Below are 18,699 nucleotides of genomic sequence, written 5' to 3' on the forward strand. Positions count from 1 at the left end.
AAGTGAACTTCGCAATTTGAATATTTTTATCACTTGTCTGTTCTTCTGCTTTTTTACCGAAGACATAGGCTTTTTTGTGCATGACTAATTCACTGGTGTAAGGACATAACAGCGTAAAAATCTCTTTTCTTATTTTTACCACTTTTGATTTTGCATTATCTTTGCAGCATGAGCGAAGATACGTATAAAACCATCGTTGCCCTTTCCGAGGGCATTTACACTGAAAAGCGCAGCAAGTTCATTGCCATCGCCCTGCCGGTGCGTACAGTAGAGGAGGTGAAGGCGCATCTGGAAACTTACCAGAAGAAATACTACGACGCCCGCCACGTGTGCTACGCCTATATGCTGGGGCATGAGCGCAAGGACTTCCGTGCCAACGACAACGGTGAGCCATCGGGTACGGCAGGCAAGCCGATTCTGGGACAAATCAATTCCAACGAACTGACGGATATACTGATTATCGTGGTGCGTTATTTCGGAGGCATCAAATTGGGTACGAGCGGACTGATTGTAGCCTATAAGGCCGCTGCCGCCGAGGCCATTGCCGCCGCCACCGTTGTTGAGAAGACCGTAGATGAGACGGTTACCTTCTTTTTCGAATATCCTTTCATGAACGATGTGATGCGGGTGGTGAAGGAAGAAGAGCCGGAAATCCTGGAACAGTCGTATGATATGGACTGCCGCATGACGCTCCGTATCCGCCAGTCCATGATGCCGAAGTTGCGGGCACGGTTGGAGAAAGTAGAGACATTAAGGTTTGAATAATAAAACAAATGGGATAAAAGAAAGTTATGGCATTTAGTGCAACAAAAAGAGAACTGGGCGAGCTCTACACCTTCTTTCGCCTGCTGGCGGATGGAGCCGTGTCACTGGGCACACCGAAAGCTGAAAAAGACGAAACCCTGAGCTGGCCCGTTGCCTTGATACAAAGGGAAGAGCATGACGGTACGCGCCGTTACTATATCGAAGAGCAGGAAGTGCGCATTGTCAGCGGAGCTACCGCGAAGGACGGTTCGTTTGTTCCGGGCGAGAAGGAGGAACAGTGCTTTCCCCGTGAAGACTTTGGTGATGCGGCAGAGTTGATTCTGCATCTGTTGAAGAATGTTTCGGGCGAGGAAGTGGAAGTGTCCGAAGGGCTGGAAGCCTTTCTGGATACTGTCAATATCTACGACTTGGAGTCTAAGACAGAAGACCGTACCGACTTCTCCGTTGCCTTCTGGCATCCCGAAGCTCCGCTGACGGGGTTCAATGTCCGTTGTCGTCTTGCTCCGATGAATCCGTTGCTGGACGGAGGACGCACGGCCAATCTGAAGCTGGAGCAGAGTGGAGTGAAGTTTGCCGTACCCACGGTGAACAAGGTGAATGCCTTGCCGCAATCTCTCACGGAAGTGGCGGAGCGTATGATGATGATTGAGCGACTGGGCGGTGTGCTGAAGTATGCCGACGTTGCCGACCGCGTGTTCCGCTGCAACCTGCTGATGATAGACCTCCATTTCCCCCGTATGCTGGCAGAGATGGTGCGCCTGATGCATCTGGACGGCATCACGCGCATCAGCGAACTGACGGAGCGCATCAAGGAGATGAATCCGCTGAAGATAAAGGACGAGCTCATAAACAAGCACTGCTTCTACGAGTTCAAAATGAAGCAGTTCCTGCTGTCACTTGCCCTCGGCATGCGTCCTGCCAAGATTTATAACGGTACGGACTCTGCCGTCGAAGGCATGTTTCTGACGGACGGCAACGGCCAGGTGCTTTGTTATCACAAATCCCGTCCCCAAGTCTTCGCAGATTTCCTCTATCAGAATACGCGTCTGGAGAAAGGTGCGGTGGAGAAAGATAAATACGGTTTCCTGGAGCGCGAGAACGGCATCTGGTACTTCAAACTGAATGTGAAGATTGGGCTGGTGAAACGATGAGACAGTTCCACCGAACACGTGCTGATTCGCATTATCAATGATCAACTATCAATTCTCAATTAAACAAATGAACGAGACATTACAAACCATCAAGGCACGCCGCAGCGTCCGTGCCTATACGGAACAGCAGGTTTCCGCAGAAGATTTGAACCTTATCCTTGAGGCGGCTGCTTATGCCCCCAATGGTATGCATTTGGAGACGTGGCACTTTACTGCCATTCAAAATAAAGAAGTGCTGAAAGAGCTGAACGATAAAATCAAAGGCGCCTTTGCCAAGAGTGACAACCCTCATACACGGGAGCGTGGATACAGCCAGACTTATTGTTGCTATTATCATGCCCCCACGCTGGTCATTGTCTCCAACGAGCCTACCCAATGGTGGGCTGCTATGGATTGCGCCTGCGCTCTGGAGAATGTTTTCCTTGCTGCCAAGTCCCTCGGCATCGGTTCCTGTTGGATTAATCAACTGGGGCAGACGTGCGACGACCCCGATGTCCGTGCTTTCTTGACAAAGCTGGGTGTACCCGAAAATCATAAGGTATATGGCTGTGCAGCCTTGGGATATGCCTCTGCCGATGCTCCGGTGAAAGAGAAAAAGGTGAAGGAAGATACGGTAATTATCATCCGCTAGGAAGAGATGTCTATAATGTCATACGCAGCCATGTAGCTGGCTGAAACTCCCATGGCAATGCCGATGCCATGGGAGATAGAATTTCATCAGTCGAAGCATCCATAGCACGTAGGCAACAGTTTACGGTCTCCCAACGTGTTGTCTACACGTGCCACGTTCACCCAGAACTTGTTTTCGCGCACGCTTTCTATCGGGTAGGCTGCCTTTTGGCGGGTATAGCTGTGTTCCCACGTGTCGGCTACCACTTCGTATTCGGGATGCGGGGCATTCACCAGCACGTTGTCCGTCTTGTCGGCTTCGCCGTTCTTCACTTCCTGAATCTCGTTCCAGATGGCCAGCATCACTTGCACAAAGTTGTCGAGTTCGGCAAGGCTTTCGCTTTCCGTCGGTTCAATCATCAGTGTGCCGTGCACCGGAAAGGAGAGGGTAGGAGCATGATACCCGTAATCCATCAGGCGTTTGGCTATGTCGTTTTCGCTGATGCCTGTTTCTTCGTGCACCTTGCGGCATTCCAATATCATTTCATGTCCTACAAAACCGGTAGCACCGCGGTAAACGATGCCGTATGTATCCTTGAGGCAGGCGGCCAGGTAGTTGGCGCTGAGGATGGCTATCTTTGTGGCCCGTGTCAGTCCTTCTGTTCCCATCATGCGGATGTAGCCGTAAGTGATGGGCAGGATACCTGCGCTGCCGAAAGGAGCTCCGGACACCTGGTTGACTGCATTGCCGAACAACTTGTGTCCCGGAAGGAACGGAACCAGATGCTCTGCCACGCAGATGGGGCCTACGCCCGGTCCGCCGCCGCCGTGAGGAGAGGCGAACGTCTTGTGCAGGTTCAGGTGGCAGACGTCCGCACCGATAAAGCCGGGATTTGTCAAGCCTACTTGGGCATTCATATTGGCGCCGTCCATATATACCTGTGCGCCGCAGGCGTGTATGATGCGGCAGATTTCCACTATTTCCGTTTCAAAGATACCGTGTGTGGAAGGGTAGGTAATCATCAGGGCGGCGAGGTCATCCCTGTTTTCTTCCGCTTTGGTGCGCAAGTCGTCCATATCCACATTGCCTTGTGCGTCGCAGGCGCAGGTCACGGTAGTAAATCCCGCCTGGATGGCAGAAGCCGGGTTGGTGCCGTGTGCCGATGCCGGTATCAGTATTTTGTTGCGGTGCCCTTGCCCTATACTTTCCTGGTAGGCGCGGATGACGCGGAGTCCTGCATATTCGCCTGCCGCACCGGAGTTGGGTTGCAGGCTGACGCCGGCAAAGCCGGTAATGGTTTTCAGCTCTTCACTGAGATTGCTTATCAGTTCGCGGTAGCCTTCAGCCTGGTCTTCAGGCACCAGAGGATGTATGTTCATGAATTCCGGGCGGCTGAGCGGTAGCATCTCTGCGGCGGCATTCAGCTTCATGGTACACGAGCCGAGGGAAATCATGGAGTGTGCCAGCGAGATGTCCTTGCGGTCGAGGCGCTTGATGTAGCGCATCATCTCCGTTTCCGTATGATATTTGTTGAATACTTCGTGCGTCAGATAGGCGCTTTGGCGTTTCATCTCCGCGCTGATGCTGCTTGCCATGGGCACGTCGCTTGTCTTTTCCCAATCCCTTCCGGCGGCAATGGCAAAGATGGAAAGCAGCATATTGACAGCAGCTATATCTGTGGTTTCATCGATACTCATGCCTACATCTCCATTCTTGAAATAACGCAGGTTCACCTCCTTGCTTAAGGCGATGGTACGTATCTGCTGTGCCGAAATGGTGTCGGGCAGCGCAAAGCGGAGCGTGTCGAAATATTGTGCATTCACCTGCTTGTAACCCAGTTTGTTGATGCTCTTTTCCAGGAATACAGCAATGCTGTGGATGCGTTCTGCAATGGTGCGGATGCCTTCCGGACCGTGATATACGGCATAGAATCCTGCCATTGTGGCCAGCAGTGCCTGAGCGGTACAGATGTTGGAAGTTGCCTTTTCACGCTTGATGTGCTGCTCGCGGGTTTGCAGTGCCATGCGGTAGCACAGCTTGCCATACTTGTCTTTCGACCAGCCTATGATACGTCCCGGCATGTTGCGCTTGTACTCGTCGCGGGTGGCGAAATAGGCTGCCGACGGACCGCCGTAGAACATTGGCGTGCCGAGCCGCTGGGTGGTTCCGAAGACGATGTCAGCTCCCCATTCCCCTGGAGGGGTGAGAAGGGCAAGGCTCAGTATGTCGGCGGCAACGGCTACTTTGCAATTTGCCGCATGAGCTTTTTCTACAAAAGTACGATAATCTTCCACATTGCCGGCAGCGTTGGGATATTGCAGTACGCAGGCAAAGACGTCCGGTGTGAATTCCATCTCTTGGTATTTGCCTATACGCAGTTCGACGCCTTGTGGAATGGCGCGGGTAGTCATTACCGCCAATGTCTGCGGGAAGACGGCTTCGTCTACAAATACCACGTTGGCGCCCGATTTCTGCATGTCGCGCGGACGTAGGGCATACATCATCGTCACGGCTTCGGCTGCGGCAGTCGCTTCATCCAGCAGGGAGCAGTTGGCAAGGGGCATGCCGCTGAGGTCGGATACGGCAGTCTGGAAATTCATCAAGGCTTCCAGGCGGCCTTGTGAGACTTCGGTTTGGTAGGGAGTATAGGAAGTATACCAGACGGGGTTCTCGAATACATTTCGTTGGATAACGGCAGGAGTGATGGTGTTGTACCATCCCATGCCGATATAGGTTGTGTAAAGTTTGTTTTTGGCAGCCAGCCCTGCAATGTGTTGTCCGAATTCGTACTCTGTCATTGTCTTGGGCAGAGCCAACGGTTCTTTCAGGCGGATGTTGGCAGGAATGGTTTTATCAATCAGCTCGTCCAGGCTTTTCACTCCTATTTTTCGGAGCATCTTCTCCTCGTCTTGTTCGCTGATGCCAATGTGGCGGTAGGCCAATAGGTCGTTTTTCATGACTGTAATGATTTAAAAGTTTGTGTATATTTACCGGAAGAACGGATTCTCCGTTTTTTCAATTCCAATGGTTGTCGGCGCTCCGTGTCCGGGATAGACAATCGTGTCGCTGGGCAGGATGAACAGACGGCTGCAAATATGCTCTATCAGCTCGTCGAAGTTGCCGCCGGCAAGGTCGGCACGGCCGATGCTGCCTTGAAACAGTACATCTCCCGAGAACATGCAGTGGTCTGCCGCACAATAGTATACCAGGCTGCCCGGCGAGTGTCCCGGCACATGGATGGCTTCCAGTTTCGCATTGCCGAAGGTGATGATGTCTCCATCGTGCAGATAAGTGCCCAGCGGCACAGGGGGGTCTTGCAGTTGGAAACCGAACATGCGGCTTTGCTTCGGCGCTTCGTCAATCCAGAACTCGTCGGCTTGGTTGGCTTCGGCCTTCAGACCGAATTCTTTCAGCATGAAAGGATTGCCGAAGATATGGTCCAGATGCAGATGGGTATTCAGCAGATGTTTCACATTCAGCCCATTATTGATGATGAAGCTCTTCAAGGTCTGCTTTTCTTCTTCATAAAAACAGCCCGGGTCAATGACGACAGCTTCATTGGTTTCGTCCCAAAGCACATAACAATTCTCCGGGAACATATTAAATTCGAATCTCTTTATTTTCATATTATGTATTTAGATTTCTAAACCTCAACTTTAGCGCCGTAAACCTTCACTTTACGATGCTCATCCTCTACTTTAGGCGACTCGTCTCTCAATATCCTACGTACACTGCTTTCTTTGTCTTGAAGAACTCCTCCTCAAAGAACTCCTTCAAGTCCCACAGCGTGGTTTTGTTCTTGACGGGCATGGTTTCGTTTCCCAATTCGCCCCCCTTGAGGCAAATCAGTCCGTTGGGCAATGCATTCTGCTGTTTGGGGGAGATGTTCTTGCGGATAATCTTCAGTAGGTCTGTCAGCGGCATCACGGCACGGCTCACCACAAAGTCGAACTTCCCTTTTTCCTCTTCTGCGCGGGCATGGCGGAAGGTGACGTTTTTCAGCCCGATACTGTTGGCTATTTCGGAGGCTACGCGTACTTTCTTTCCGATGCTGTCCACCAGGTGGAACTGCACTTCGGGAAAAAGGATGGCAAGCGGGATTCCCGGAAAGCCTCCTCCCGTGCCGAGGTCCATAATTTGTGTCCCCGGCTTGAAGCGGATTACTTTGGCTATGCCCAGAGAATGCAATACATGGTGCTCGTACAAGTTCTCTATATCTTTGCGTGAGATGACATTAATCTTAGAGTTCCAGTCCGTGTAAAGGTCGTAGAGTGCAGCAAACTGCTGTTTCTGTTCTTCTGTCAGGTCCGGGAAATATTTGAGTATTAAATCCATTGTGAATTTTATGTTGATAGACAATTGGTTAAGTTCCTATTTGCCGTCTGCCTTTATAGCACTGCTCAATGTGATGAATTCATCGTTCATCAGAGGGGCTATGTCCTCATAAGACAACGTTATTTGGGTGGTTCCCATTACGTAAGGGGCAATTTCATATACATTATAATAGAAAGTGATTCCCGTTGGGGCCAGATAGAAATTCTCGATAGGCTCCAGATTGCCGGTAGTGGCGTAGCCCATGTCCTCCAGTGCTTGGCGTGTGCCGACGTTGTTGTCGGCCATCAGCTGCTTCCAAAGCAAGTCGGTCAGCGTCTCCTTATAATCTCCCTCAAAGAGGTCGTCCAGACGGATGGGGCTTAGGGTCTTTAGGTCGAGGTTGAGAAAGGTGGACATATAAATGCCGTGCGCACCGCCGGTATATTCATTGTAATCTATACGGTAAGTCAGTATCAAGGTGTTGCACAGCTGCACATGGCTTTCGATTCCTTTATAGTAGGAATACCAGGCCCCTATGCTTTCTTCGTCCTCCTTATCCTGCTCGTCCTTTTTGTACATCGGTTCCAGGTCATTGCGGTAGTCGCTGACATATTTCTCCGTATATTTCTTGACAGCCTCTTCGGATGCCATCGCCATGTATTTGTCGCCGAAGCAGGCAGAGAGGAAGAAGGCGTTCAGACTGTCTTTCAGCCTCACGTCGGATGACTGTCTGGCATAGGCAAAGTTGAGGATGAGATTGCAGGCCGGCTTGGCTGTGTCTCCGAAGAGATGTACGGTTTCGTTTACTTGTATGCTGTCGAACTCCAACGCGTATGCGTTTTTGTTCACGGTGTTACCGCAGGAAAAGAAAAAGCCGCTTGCCGCAAGCAGAAGGACAAGTAGGCTGACAGTTTGCTTTTTCATATTGAGTTTCGTTTATAAATCAACATATCAATCAAAAAACTTTATCGACAAATATAGAACTTATTAACGAACTGCATGCATAAAAAAGGAAAAATTAATTCCGGCAAACGGTTAAAACTTTCTATCTTTGTGCAAGGATACCGGCTGCACAGCCGTCTGCAACAAGGTGGTTCTCGTAAAGCATGCACACGAGTCTACAAGTGTTGTATTACATGGGGCAATGACATGAATAGTCCGGAGGGAACTTTTGTCTTTTAATCGCTTCTTTAAGTATAAAACATAAATACAGAAATGAAATATAGTTTGATAGGAATCATGCTGTTCTCTTTTTCAGCCTTGCAGGCGCAGGTAAAGGGGACAGTAAAGGATAATTTGGGCGACCCGATTGCAGGTGCCAACCTGTTCTGGCAGGGGACTACGCAAGGAACCACCACTTCGGCGGACGGTACCTTCTCCTTGTCCAAACCCAATAATAAGCATATGCTTGTAGTCAGCTTTATCGGTTTTGAGAACGATACGATACACGTCGGTAGCCGCAATGAAACGCTCGACATCATCTTGCGCGAAGGGGTGGAACTGAGTGAGGTGAATGTGGTCAGCCGTAAGTTGGGCACTATGAAGCTGCGCAACAGTGTGATGAACGAAGACATGATAAGCAGCGCCGAGCTGAGCCGTGCCGCCTGCTGTAACCTGGGAGAGAGTTTTGTGACCAATCCCTCGGTGGATGTCACTTACTCCGACGCTGCTACCGGTGCCAAGCAAATCAAGCTTCTGGGCTTGTCCGGCACGTATGTGCAGATGATGACGGAGAACGTTCCGAACTACCGGGGAGCTGCAGCTCCTTATGGACTGGGTTATGTGCCCGGACCATGGATGCAGAGCATTCAAGTGAGCAAGGGCAGCTCGTCCGTAAAGAACGGCTATGAGGCCATTACGGGACAAATCAATGTGGAATTCAAGAAACCCCAGTTGCCCGAGGCGGACTGGTTTTCGGCCAATCTTTTTGCGAGCAGCACCAACCGGTATGAGGCCAATGCCGACGCCACGATGAAACTCTCCAGGCGTTGGAGTACCTCGTTGCTTGCCCACTACGAGAATGAAACCAAAGCCCACGACAGCAACGACGACGGCTTTGCCGACATCCCCCGCGTGGAGCAGTACAACCTCTGGAACCGCTGGGCGTACATGGGCGACCGCTATGTGTTCCAGGCAGGCGTCAAAGTGCTTACGGAAGACCGCAACAGCGGGCAAGTAGGTCATGGCAAAATGCCTCTGACAGACCCTTATAAGATAAGTATAGGTACCGACCGCTACGAAGCCTTCACCAAGAACGCCTATATATTCAATAAGGAGAAGAACACCAACCTGGCACTGATTCTCTCCGGCTCCCTGCATAAGCAGGATGCCTTGTACGGACGGAAAATCTACGATGTAGACCAGCACAATGCTTATGCCTCCTTGTTGTTCGAGACAGAACTGAGCAAACGTCAAAGCCTTTCTGCCGGACTGAGCTTCAATTATGACTCTTACGACCAGCACTACCGCCTGGACAATGACGCGGAACAGCCTCTGACGAAGAAATTCACCAAGGAAGCCGTCCCCGGCGCCTACGTGCAGTACACCTACAACTGGGACGATAAACTGGTGCTGATGGGCGGCATCCGCAGCGACCATAGCAGCGAGTACGGCTATTTCGTCACTCCGCGCTTCCATGTGAAGTACAATCCCAACGAGTATGTACATTTCCGCTTTTCGGCAGGAAAGGGATACCGCACGAACCATGTGCTGGCCGAGAATAACTACCTGCTGGCAAGCAGTCGCCGGATAGACATCGCCAAACATCTTGACCAGGATGAGGCTTGGAACTATGGTGCAAGCACTTCCGCCTATATTCCCTTGTTCGGCAAAACCTTGAATCTGAATGCGGAATACTATTACACGGGTTTCCGCAAGCAGGTGGTGGTGGATATGGATACAGACCCGCATGCCGTTCTGTTCTACAATCTTCACGGCCGTTCCTATTCGCAGGTAGTGCAGGTGGAGGCAAGCTATCCGTTCTTCCCGGGTTTCACCTTTACCGCGGCTTACCGTTGGACGGATGCCAAGACGAATTACAACGGAGAGCTGATGGAGAAACCCCTTACCGGCAAGTATAAAGGTTTGCTGACTGCTTCCTATCAGACGCCTTTGGGATTGTGGCAGTTTGATGTAACTTTGCAGTTGAACGGTGGCGGGCGCATGCCGGCTTCGTATGAGCTGGAAAATGGCAGCCGGTCGTGGGAAGGACGCTATGGTGGCTTCGAGCAGTTGAGTGCCCAGGTGACGCGCTATTTCCGTCGCTGGTCTATATACGTGGGAGGCGAGAACCTGACAAACTTCAAACAGAAGAATCCCATCATTGATGCCTCCGATCCTTGGGGGAACAACTTTGACGCAACCATGGTTTGGGGACCCATGCATGGAGCGAAAGCCTATGTAGGAGTACGCTTCAATTTACCGAGAATATGATATTATCTACTAAATCAATAAAGAAACAATGAAGACAAGAAGATTTTTAGTTGCTTTGGCGGCCGTACTGTTCTGTACGACTGCCGCAATGGCGAAAGACATCCGCACAGCCGTGTTCAAGGTGGCGCAGATGAAGTGTGAGAACTGTGTAAGGAAGATAAACAATAACATTCGTTTTGAGAAGGGATTGAAGAAATTCGATACGGACTTGAAGACAAAGACGGTAACCATCACGTATGATGCCGATAAGACCAATGTCGAAAAGTTGAAAGAAGGTTTCCGAAAGTTTCATTATGAAGCGGAGTTTGTCAAGGAAACCAAGCAAGACGATAAGAAGTAATGGAACAAACCTCAGCTGTTCCTATACTCCAGCGGACTCATGCCCATGTGCCTCTTGAAGTATTTTCCAAAGAAAGAAGCACTGGGGAAGTTCAGGGAATAGGCAATTTCCTGAATGGTCATATTGGTTGATTTCAGTTTGGCTTTCACGTCTACGATGACGACGTGGGCGATGATGTCCAATACATTTCTGCCGGTCACCTGCCTCACGGTGGTGCTGAGGTGTTGCAGGGAGATGCCCAGTTTGTCGGCATAGAATTGTGCGCGGCGTTCGCGGGTATAGTTTTCGATGACAAGCTGCACCAGTTCGCGGCATATTTCCTCTTTCCGGCTCTTGTTCCCTTTTTGTATCTGCGGACGGTGGCAATACATCTTGTCCACTCCACTGAGGAGCATGCTCAGAGTGTTCTGTGCCATTTTTGTGTCAGGAGGATAGGGACCGGTCGTGATGCGTGCCCATAAGGAAAAATAGTCCTTGAAGTAGGAGGCGACGGTAGGGTTGACAGCCAGTACCGGATACTCCAGTATATTGGAGAAAGAACTCAATGTAGACTGGATGAGGTTGACCCCATTGAGACAATGGGAGGAAAACCCCACGAATCCCAGACATACTTTTTCCTTTTGTTCGTAAAACTGTATGATGGTTCCGGGAAGCAGGGTAACGAAGTCCCCCTGCTTAATCTCCGTATCCATCAGGTTGATGGATACGGTGATGGAACCTTCTATGCAAAGTGCAAAGATGCATGCTTTCAGACGGCACGACTGTTTGTATATGTTTAGAATGTCTTCCGTTACTTCAGTCCATGCAATCATGTCTACTGGCAGGTCGACTTGAGGAAATTCCATACGCTTTGTCGTTTAGAGTTCGCACAAAGGTAATTCTTTTCTTGGAAAAAGTAACGGAAGGCATTCTGTTTTTCAAATGAAATGTTCTTTTTTTAAAATGTAACGTCCATCTTTACGACGAAAGTACGTGGCGCGCCCACTGCCATGGGACGATAGCTGTACTCCTTGTTCAGCAGGTTGTTTATCATGAACTGGAAAGCTACTTCCTTGGTGGCTTTCACCCCGAAGCGCATGTCCACTGTGGCATAGTCCGTATTATGCTTTTTCCAATAGGATGCCAGGGTTTCCCCGTTGGACGAGCCGAAGAGGATGCCGCGCACGTAGTCCAGCAGGTCAGGTTCACTTTTGCTGCGTTCGTCCAGCATAATATAGTCCACGGCAAGTATCTTGCTTTTCCAGTTTACGTTGGCACCTATGTTGATGCGTTTCCACTGAAAGTCCAGCGTGGCCTTGAAACTGTGTTTCGGACGATATTTCAAGTACTTGCCGTCATTGCTTTTCTCCTTCATCTGAAGCGGGTCGGTATAGGTGTTCTCCAGGGCATTGCGTTTCTTGTAGTCGGCATCCCTCGGTTCGGTATATACATATCCCAGGTTATAGAGCAGCTTGGCGTTTTTGTTGAAGGTGTACATGCCGTTGGTGCTGATTTCCATTCCATAAATCTGTGCTTTGGACACGTTGTGGAACTGTGCCCCGATGCCGAAACCCTTGCCGTTCTTCAGCATTTGTATGGCGTCTGTAACGCTGTTTATCATGCTCAGGTCCGCATTGTTGAATAGGCCGAACTTGAATTCCACCATATCCTTGTATTGGGTATAGAAAGCGGCGACATCTGCAAATCCTTGTAAATTGCCTGCCTTGTACCCTTGCTTGAATCCCAGCTCGGCATTGAATCCTTTTTCCGGCTGTACGTTGTAGTTGGGATATACACCTACACCTCCGATGTCTTTGCGAAGGTATTTCTCGGTGATGGAGGGATTACGGTAACCCTGGCCGAAGCTGGCACGCAGGAAGCTGTAATCGGCTAGCTGGTAGTTCAGCCCGGCACGGAACACGGGGCGGAAAGGAATCTTGCTCCCGAAAACCTTTGTGTCGGCTTCCCGGTAGTGCTTGTCTATCCGGTAGTATTCGGCACGTACACCGGCCGATACGCTGAGGCGGTCCCAGAAGCGCTGGTCGTATTGCATATAGGCGGCAACATTGTCACTTTGATGTACTTCTTCCGTTTCGCCGGAGAAGGTGCGGATATGTTCGTAAGTCAGACCCGTGGTGATTTGTGCGCCGCCGTCCCATTTCTTGTTGAACTGATAGTCCAGATAATAGTCGTAATTCTTGTCCGTCCGTGTTGGTGATTGATTGCGCTTCGGATTGAGTACACCGGATAGCCAGGGAACCAGGTCGCTGGGTAGTTTCCCTTCAAGCAGTCCTCCCATGTCAGACGGCAGGCCGTTGCTCATTACCCAGGAGATGAGGTCGCAATAGTCGGCAGTGGTGGCATTGGGGAATATGTTGTCCAGAGAGCCGAAGACACCGTCCATCAAATCACTCAGCTTGTCGCTTCCCAGCCATTTGATAACTCCGGTCATCAGTGGCTGGAGGGCTGTGTAGTCTCCATTGGCAATGTTCTGGATGACTTGTGCGTTGGTGCCCATGTTGCCCAGAATATCCGTAATGGAGGCGGATTGTGTAGGGCGTACCACATTGTCCGCACTGTAGTAGAAACGGCCCTTTACTTTGTGTGAAGTACCTCTTTCAGGATTGGTGAAGTTGAAGAAAGGGTCAATGCGGAAGTTGTTGGACTCACGTCCCATATTAGTAAAGGGAGAGGGGCGGTAGGCCTCGCCGGGCGAGCGCCAGATGAAGAAATCCCCGTACTTGTTGGAAAGGAAATCCACGTTGAAACCGTAGTTCATCAGTTTCATACCCATATCCGGCTGATAGTAGGTGAGGTTTCCGTTGATGTGGAAACGTTTGTTGTAACCTTGTTGGCGGTAGCCCTCGTCGGTAAAGAGATTCAGTCCGCCGCTGACGTCAAAGTTACCGATGCGGCGGGAGTGGGTGAGGTCGAAACCTTCGTAGAGCGGATTGCGTACACCGCTGAAAAGGCTGTTGCGCAACAAGGGCTTTACCGGATATTTGTCCTCTTTCCAGAAAGATTTGTCACTCCATTGGTAATCGCTGTTGTCGGGGTCGTCATAGATTCCTACATAGGCACTGAAACGGGTCTGAGGGGTCAGTCCCGGCCGTGCGGTGCGTATGTTGATGATGCCGTTCAGGGCCGACGAACCATAGAGCACGCTGGAGGCTCCTTTGATGACCTCTACCTGCTGCACATTTTCCAGAGGTACGCTGTTCCAGTTGATGACTCCGTTTTGGGGGCTGAGCACGCTCATCCCGTCTACCAGTACCAGGCTGCGGGCACCTACGCTGTAAGTCCAGCCGCCACCGCCTCGAATGCTGGGTTGCTTGTCGATGATATCCACCCCCGGAATGGTCTGCAGTGTCGAGGTGATGTCTGTGGGAGCCTGGCGGGCAATGTCACTGGCCTTTATCAAATCCATGGAGACCGTCACATCGCTCAGCTTCTGTTCAAACCGTCCGGCCGAGACCACGACATCTTCCAGCAGGTTGGTGCTTTCCTTCATGTACACGTCTTTCTGCATAATGTCTCCTTTGCTGATGACGATGGGCATTGGCACATCCTCATATCCCACGTAGCTGAATACCAAATCTACACCTCCCGCCGGCAGGTGTACTTCGTATGCACCGTTTATGTCGGTCACTACGCCTTGCGTGTCTTTCAGCTTGTAGGTGACCGATGCCCCTGCAAGCGGTTCATTGGTCGTTGCATCATATACGTGCCCCTTCAATATCTGTGCAGATATGGAAAAGCTGAATAGTAACGCTGCGAATAGCGTTATTAGAATTCTTTTTTTCATAAGTCTGTCTTTTTGTGAATAGTTATATCAGAATGTTTGCAAAGTACGTGAGATATTATCAGATTATCAAGGTGTATTTTTATGAATTGATGCTACATATTTAAGATAAATTCGGGCTGTAGGTTCCAAATAGCCTCTTTAGTGGTCTATTATTCATTTCTTCAGAGAAAAGAGAGGATCTTTTTGTTTTTAGTAGGGAGATTGGCAGATATTGGAAAAAGTGCTATATTTGCTATCTGAAGTTACGAAAAGAGTGTAATTTATTGGAAATGAGCGTAGGTTAATTGCTCATGATAGTAATAGGTTACGAATTAGTTAGTTATCTACTGCATCATCCTTCTGCGCGTTGCGTAACCTTCAAAGAACTCTTCGTATGCAAAAATAGAAATTAAACGGGAGATTTAGAAATAAATCTCCTGATTTTTTATCCTCACATATAAGTTTTTCCGTAAAAGCGGTTTTGTCCGTCGGCACACCATCGCCCAAAGAGATTTTGGACGAACGTATGCCGACTACCGCATAAGCGGAGAAAAGGGCTTTGCCTCACGCCTAAACAGAAGTTTAGACTGATGATGCAAGGCCCATTTCTTTTGCGCTTATGCCAGAGAGGTGCTTTTACGGGTTTCTGACGATTTTTCTTTTTTGCTGTTCCTTTGAGCCGTAAGCGGAAAGCCGCGCATGACCGCCCGATCCGTAAATGGAACAAGCCGTCATACACGGCAGGCAAACCGGGAAGAATGATTTTATCCGTCAGACCGGACACGCTCGGCCAGACATATAAAATCATACTTCCTTGCCGGTGGTTTGCCCGGTTTCACGCTTCCGGCAGTGTCCCTTTTCTTTTTGGCATTATCCCTTTTTTACGGATTTCTCTTTTGAAGTTTTCCTGTCCAATCTGCCTCCACTTCCGTTTACCTCCATTTTCGCGTCTTTCAGTGAGCCGCATCAGGCAGTCATTTCCGTTCTGGGCGCAAAGGTAATTCCGGGATTGGACGGGAATGCAAGGTCAAGCCTCCTGTTTTCTGCGGAAATCTCCAGCCCTGCGGGTAGTATTTCCGCGAAAAACCTTGCATCCCCTAATCCCTGCCTTTTTAAGCACCCGAAACGAAAACGACCGATGCGACAGAAAGACGCATAAAAAAAATGTCGGATAAACGAGAGGCAGATAAGATAGTTTGAAACTCAACTCCCTCAGCTCTTGAATCCGCATTAAAACAAAAAAATCAAAACAGCGAAGATATGACGGCAACGGCAGATTTCAGACAAATGGCACAGTACATAGGGCTTGCGATATGCGGCTTAATGGTGCGCACCGCCTTCGGGGTGTTCGGCATCCTTTGGGGTATCATCAGAGAAATTGTAAACGGAGTGTTCCGAGTAACGATAGGCGTAATCATGGCTATCCTTTCCACAATCGTCTTCTTCGGCTTCATCCTTTGGTTATTCACCCTTTAATCCTTACCGATATGGCAAAGAGAAACAGCAAGACAGCAGCGCAGCAGTGCAGATACTACGAGGTGGACAACATCTTCGAGTACATGGTGGAAACGTACATCAACGGCAACATATCCGTGTTCCGTGAACTCTACCGAGAACTGAACAAGGACGCACGGAGGGACTTTACAGACTTCCTTTTGAGCGAAGTGCAGCCGACCTATTGGAGAGAGATACTGAAACAGACCATCTAAAACGACAGCGATATGAGAACGATAACAAGGACATACGACCTTTTCCAATTAGCCGAACTCTCCGCAGCAGCGAGAGATACCGCATACAATGAATGGCTGCGCACCTTTGAATACGGTTGGGAGAGTGACAACCGCAACACGCTGGAAGCATTTGAGAGTGTGTTCAAGGTCAAAGTTAACGATTGGAGTTACGACACGTGCCGTTATTCCTACCGCTTCACCTCACGTTACAGCGGAGAGGAAGAGGAACTCTGCGGCATACGGCTTCTGAAATACATCGTCAATAACTATTGGCATACCCTATTCAAGCCGAGAACCTACTACCTAAAAGGCAATTACAAGAAAAGGCGCAAAAGCCGTGTATTCACGGATAATTGTTGCGTACTGACAGGCTATTGCGCAGACGAGGACATCCTGCGACCCATCTACGACTTTCTGAAAGCCCCCGATACCCGAACCACTCTGTACGACCTTATGGACAAGTGCCTTAACAGCTTCTTCAAGTCGTGCCGTGACGATATGGAATTTCAGTGCAGCGAGGAGAGTTTCGAGGAGAGTTGCGCAGCCAACGACTACGAGTTTTTGGGAAACGGAAAAATGTATAACTGATAAAACGACAGCGATATGAAAGGAACAGAACATTTCAAAAGAACGATACAGATGTACTTGGAGCAGCGTGCAGCCGAAGATGCGCTCTTTGCGAAGAACTACCGCAACCCAGCCAAGAACATAGACGATTGCGTGACCTACATTCTGAACTATGTGCAGAAAAGCGGTTGCAACGGCTTCACGGACGGAGAGATATACGGACAAGCCGTCCACTACTATGACGAGAACGAGGTAGAGGTGGGCGAACCTATCCAATGCAAGGTAGCCGTGAACCATGTGGTGGAACTCACAGCGGAGGAAAAGGCGGAAGCACGGCAGAACGCTATCCGACAATACCAAGACGAGGAACTCCGCAAGTTGCAGAACCGCAACAAGCCAACAGCGAAGAAAGAAACCAAAGTTGAACCATCACTATTTGACTTCTGATTATGAAACCGAGAACACGCATACAGCAGGAAGTCGCACGTTTGAGCAAGCGACTACCGGGATTGACCGAAGAACAAAGGGCATACGCTTTCCGCCATTGCTTCAAGCATTACGCCATCAAAAGGGCAGACGGCACGAACATCTGCACCGAGTGCGGACATTCGTGGAAAAGCGACCACGACCTTGCAGATACCATTTGCGGATGCACCTGCCCCCGTTGCGGCATGGAGTTGGAAACATTACGCACCCGAAAGAGTGTTTTCAGCGATATGGAGTATTTCTCCATCGTCACCACCTGCAAGCGATACCAAGTGATACGCTTCTTTTCCGTCAAGTCACGATACAAGGCAGGGCAGACAGCCGAATATTCCATCTTTGAAGTGGTGCAGAGGTGGATTGCCCCCGACGGCAAGACAACGACCGTTGCCCGATTGCGTGGCATGTCCTTGTTCTATTACGACCTATGGAATGAATACAGCGACATGGAGGTACGCAAGAATGGAGAATTTCGGGCATACGACATAAATCCGGTATGCACCTACCCCCGACAGCGTTTCATACCCGAAGTGAAACGCAACGGCTTCAAGGGTGATTATCACAACATCCTGCCTTACGACCTTTTCAAAGCCATACTTTCCGACTGCCGAGCCGAAACGCTGTTGAAGGCAGGGCAATATCCCATGTTGCGTTACTATATATACCACTCTTTCAATATCGTAGAGTATTGGGCATCCTTGAAGATATGTATCCGAAATGGCTACACCATTGCCAACGGCTCTATGTGGCGTGACACGATAGACCTCCTGCGTCATTTCGGCAAGGACACGAACAGCCCGAAGTACGTTTGCCCTGCCGACCTCAAAGCCGAACACGACAAGTTGGTGGCGAAGCGTAACCGACAAAGGGAACGTGAGCGGACGGAACAGCAACGGCAAAAGGCGATTGAGGACGAGAAGAACTATCTAAAAGCCAAAGGTATCTTCTTCGGACTTGTGTTCTCCGACAACCTTATCCGTATCAAGGTCATAGAGAGCGTGGAGGAAATGATAGAGGAAGGACGTATGATGCACCATTGCGTGGGTGGCTACCACAATCGGGAAAATTCTCTTATCCTTTCAGCGACCATTGACGGCAGACGCATAGAAACGATAGAGGTATCACTGAAAACTTTGGAGGTGGTGCAGTGCCGTGGCTTATGCAACGAGAACACCGAATACCACGACCGCATTGTAAACCTTGTGAACAGCAACGTGAACCTTATCCGCCAACGAATGGAAGCGGCATAGTATAAACCTATAATACCCAATAGTATGGAAGTAAGAATTGAAAGCATGATTTGTCTGTGGGACGATAAAATCCCCACAATGTTCCTTGAATTTGTAAACCTCCTCACTCTGGCAACGAGTGAGGAGCAGTTAAGGGCAAGCGTCAAGGACTTTGCCGAGAAGCACGAACTTGACAGGTTTTTCCTTTACGGCTTCGGCTCCCACCATTTCTACCTGCACCAACGCTATACGAGTGACCCCGAAATGGTGATGCGCAACAGAGTTTTGTCAGTACATTTTTAACCACTCTAAAAT

The 18,699-nt window shown here is 49.8% G+C and carries 17 protein-coding genes; 11 read left to right on the forward strand and 6 right to left on the reverse strand.

Features of this window, described 5'->3' with window-relative positions:
• Window positions 1-168 precede the first annotated feature (168 nt).
• The 3 genes from HU824_RS08015 to HU824_RS08025 all read left to right on the forward strand — a co-directional run bounded on the left by HU824_RS08015 (window position 169) and on the right by HU824_RS08025 (window position 2,547).
• Window positions 169-765 (forward strand): YigZ family protein, encoded by a 597-nt coding sequence (locus HU824_RS08015; protein ID WP_136011150.1) that lies wholly within the window; start codon window positions 169-171, stop codon window positions 763-765.
• A gap of 26 nt (window positions 766-791) precedes the next feature.
• The gene (locus HU824_RS08020; protein WP_176468585.1) at window positions 792-1,916 is read left to right on the forward strand and encodes an HpaII family restriction endonuclease; all 1,125 of its coding nucleotides are present in this window, start codon (window positions 792-794) and stop codon (window positions 1,914-1,916) included.
• A 67-nt stretch (window positions 1,917-1,983) separates the two neighbouring features.
• Window positions 1,984-2,547 carry a nitroreductase gene (locus tag HU824_RS08025; protein ID WP_176468586.1) on the forward strand — a complete coding sequence of 188 codons (564 nt, stop codon included), beginning with the start codon at window positions 1,984-1,986 and terminating at the stop codon, window positions 2,545-2,547.
• Window positions 2,548-2,633: 86 nt separating this feature from the next.
• Here HU824_RS08025 and gcvP read toward each other — a convergent pair whose 3' ends face one another.
• The 4 genes from gcvP to HU824_RS08045 form a co-directional block, all read right to left on the reverse strand.
• Window positions 2,634-5,483 carry an aminomethyl-transferring glycine dehydrogenase gene (gene gcvP, locus HU824_RS08030; RefSeq protein ID WP_176468587.1) on the reverse strand — a complete coding sequence of 950 codons (2,850 nt, stop codon included), beginning with the start codon at window positions 5,481-5,483 and terminating at the stop codon, window positions 2,634-2,636.
• Window positions 5,484-5,513: 30 nt separating this feature from the next.
• Complete coding sequence (locus HU824_RS08035) at window positions 5,514-6,152, reverse strand: MBL fold metallo-hydrolase (protein ID WP_176468588.1); 639 nt, start codon at window positions 6,150-6,152, stop codon at window positions 5,514-5,516.
• Between the two features lie 88 nt (window positions 6,153-6,240).
• The gene (rsmG, locus tag HU824_RS08040) at window positions 6,241-6,861 is read right to left on the reverse strand and encodes a 16S rRNA (guanine(527)-N(7))-methyltransferase RsmG (protein ID WP_136011155.1); all 621 of its coding nucleotides are present in this window, start codon (window positions 6,859-6,861) and stop codon (window positions 6,241-6,243) included.
• Window positions 6,862-6,897: 36 nt separating this feature from the next.
• Complete coding sequence (locus HU824_RS08045) at window positions 6,898-7,764, reverse strand: DUF3298 and DUF4163 domain-containing protein (RefSeq protein WP_176468589.1); 867 nt, start codon at window positions 7,762-7,764, stop codon at window positions 6,898-6,900.
• 291 nt (window positions 7,765-8,055) lie between these two features.
• Here HU824_RS08045 and HU824_RS08050 point away from each other — a divergent pair, with 291 nt between their 5' ends.
• Window positions 8,056-10,272, forward strand: coding sequence for a TonB-dependent receptor domain-containing protein (locus HU824_RS08050; protein WP_176468590.1), 2,217 nt, complete (start codon window positions 8,056-8,058; stop codon window positions 10,270-10,272).
• A 28-nt stretch (window positions 10,273-10,300) separates the two neighbouring features.
• Complete coding sequence (locus tag HU824_RS08055; RefSeq protein ID WP_136011158.1) at window positions 10,301-10,612, forward strand: heavy-metal-associated domain-containing protein; 312 nt, start codon at window positions 10,301-10,303, stop codon at window positions 10,610-10,612.
• 11 nt (window positions 10,613-10,623) lie between these two features.
• Here the strand turns inward: HU824_RS08055 and HU824_RS08060 are convergent, their stop codons facing one another.
• Both HU824_RS08060 and HU824_RS08065 read right to left on the reverse strand, forming a co-directional pair.
• On the reverse strand, window positions 10,624-11,457 hold the full coding sequence (locus HU824_RS08060; RefSeq protein ID WP_136011159.1) for an AraC family transcriptional regulator: 834 nt from the start codon (window positions 11,455-11,457) through the stop codon (window positions 10,624-10,626).
• A gap of 92 nt (window positions 11,458-11,549) precedes the next feature.
• A complete protein-coding gene (locus HU824_RS08065; protein ID WP_176468591.1) occupies window positions 11,550-14,396 on the reverse strand; it encodes a TonB-dependent receptor in 2,847 nt (948 codons plus the stop codon).
• 1,239 nt (window positions 14,397-15,635) lie between these two features.
• On the opposite strand from HU824_RS08065, the gene HU824_RS08070 reads away from it, so the two are divergent.
• The 6 genes from HU824_RS08070 to HU824_RS08095 are packed head-to-tail and all read left to right on the forward strand — an operon-like array spanning window position 15,636 to window position 18,687.
• Complete coding sequence (locus HU824_RS08070) at window positions 15,636-15,851, forward strand: hypothetical protein (RefSeq protein WP_117754273.1); 216 nt, start codon at window positions 15,636-15,638, stop codon at window positions 15,849-15,851.
• Window positions 15,852-15,862: 11 nt separating this feature from the next.
• A complete protein-coding gene (locus tag HU824_RS08075) occupies window positions 15,863-16,084 on the forward strand; it encodes a hypothetical protein (protein ID WP_117754264.1) in 222 nt (73 codons plus the stop codon).
• 12 nt (window positions 16,085-16,096) lie between these two features.
• On the forward strand, window positions 16,097-16,693 hold the full coding sequence (locus HU824_RS08080; RefSeq protein WP_117754265.1) for a hypothetical protein: 597 nt from the start codon (window positions 16,097-16,099) through the stop codon (window positions 16,691-16,693).
• A 15-nt stretch (window positions 16,694-16,708) separates the two neighbouring features.
• Window positions 16,709-17,119, forward strand: a complete 411-nt coding sequence (locus HU824_RS08085; RefSeq protein WP_024988513.1) for a PcfK-like family protein — start codon at window positions 16,709-16,711, stop codon at window positions 17,117-17,119.
• A gap of 2 nt (window positions 17,120-17,121) precedes the next feature.
• On the forward strand, window positions 17,122-18,405 hold the full coding sequence (locus tag HU824_RS08090; RefSeq protein ID WP_176468592.1) for a PcfJ domain-containing protein: 1,284 nt from the start codon (window positions 17,122-17,124) through the stop codon (window positions 18,403-18,405).
• Window positions 18,406-18,429: 24 nt separating this feature from the next.
• Window positions 18,430-18,687 carry a hypothetical protein gene (locus tag HU824_RS08095; RefSeq protein ID WP_057098472.1) on the forward strand — a complete coding sequence of 86 codons (258 nt, stop codon included), beginning with the start codon at window positions 18,430-18,432 and terminating at the stop codon, window positions 18,685-18,687.
• The last annotated feature ends 12 nt before the right edge of the window (window positions 18,688-18,699 follow it).

The sequence above is a fragment of the Bacteroides sp. L10-4 genome (assembly GCF_013373675.1).
Classification (GTDB): domain Bacteria; phylum Bacteroidota; class Bacteroidia; order Bacteroidales; family Bacteroidaceae; genus Bacteroides; species Bacteroides muris.

Coding starts and splice junctions, on each gene's coding strand:
- HU824_RS08015 (WP_136011150.1), top strand. CDS start 169: ATGAGCGAAGATACGTATAAAACCATCGTTGCCCTTTCCGAGGGCATT.
- HU824_RS08045 (WP_176468589.1), bottom strand. CDS start 7,764: ATGAAAAAGCAAACTGTCAGCCTACTTGTCCTTCTGCTTGCGGCAAGC.
- HU824_RS08075 (WP_117754264.1), top strand. CDS start 15,863: ATGGCAAAGAGAAACAGCAAGACAGCAGCGCAGCAGTGCAGATACTAC.
- HU824_RS08050 (WP_176468590.1), top strand. CDS start 8,056: ATGAAATATAGTTTGATAGGAATCATGCTGTTCTCTTTTTCAGCCTTG.
- HU824_RS08085 (WP_024988513.1), top strand. CDS start 16,709: ATGAAAGGAACAGAACATTTCAAAAGAACGATACAGATGTACTTGGAG.
- HU824_RS08055 (WP_136011158.1), top strand. CDS start 10,301: ATGAAGACAAGAAGATTTTTAGTTGCTTTGGCGGCCGTACTGTTCTGT.
- HU824_RS08070 (WP_117754273.1), top strand. CDS start 15,636: ATGACGGCAACGGCAGATTTCAGACAAATGGCACAGTACATAGGGCTT.
- HU824_RS08035 (WP_176468588.1), bottom strand. CDS start 6,152: ATGAAAATAAAGAGATTCGAATTTAATATGTTCCCGGAGAATTGTTAT.
- HU824_RS08065 (WP_176468591.1), bottom strand. CDS start 14,396: ATGAAAAAAAGAATTCTAATAACGCTATTCGCAGCGTTACTATTCAGC.
- HU824_RS08025 (WP_176468586.1), top strand. CDS start 1,984: ATGAACGAGACATTACAAACCATCAAGGCACGCCGCAGCGTCCGTGCC.
- gcvP (WP_176468587.1), bottom strand. CDS start 5,483: ATGAAAAACGACCTATTGGCCTACCGCCACATTGGCATCAGCGAACAA.
- HU824_RS08090 (WP_176468592.1), top strand. CDS start 17,122: ATGAAACCGAGAACACGCATACAGCAGGAAGTCGCACGTTTGAGCAAG.
- rsmG (WP_136011155.1), bottom strand. CDS start 6,861: ATGGATTTAATACTCAAATATTTCCCGGACCTGACAGAAGAACAGAAA.
- HU824_RS08020 (WP_176468585.1), top strand. CDS start 792: ATGGCATTTAGTGCAACAAAAAGAGAACTGGGCGAGCTCTACACCTTC.
- HU824_RS08080 (WP_117754265.1), top strand. CDS start 16,097: ATGAGAACGATAACAAGGACATACGACCTTTTCCAATTAGCCGAACTC.
- HU824_RS08060 (WP_136011159.1), bottom strand. CDS start 11,457: ATGGAATTTCCTCAAGTCGACCTGCCAGTAGACATGATTGCATGGACT.
- HU824_RS08095 (WP_057098472.1), top strand. CDS start 18,430: ATGGAAGTAAGAATTGAAAGCATGATTTGTCTGTGGGACGATAAAATC.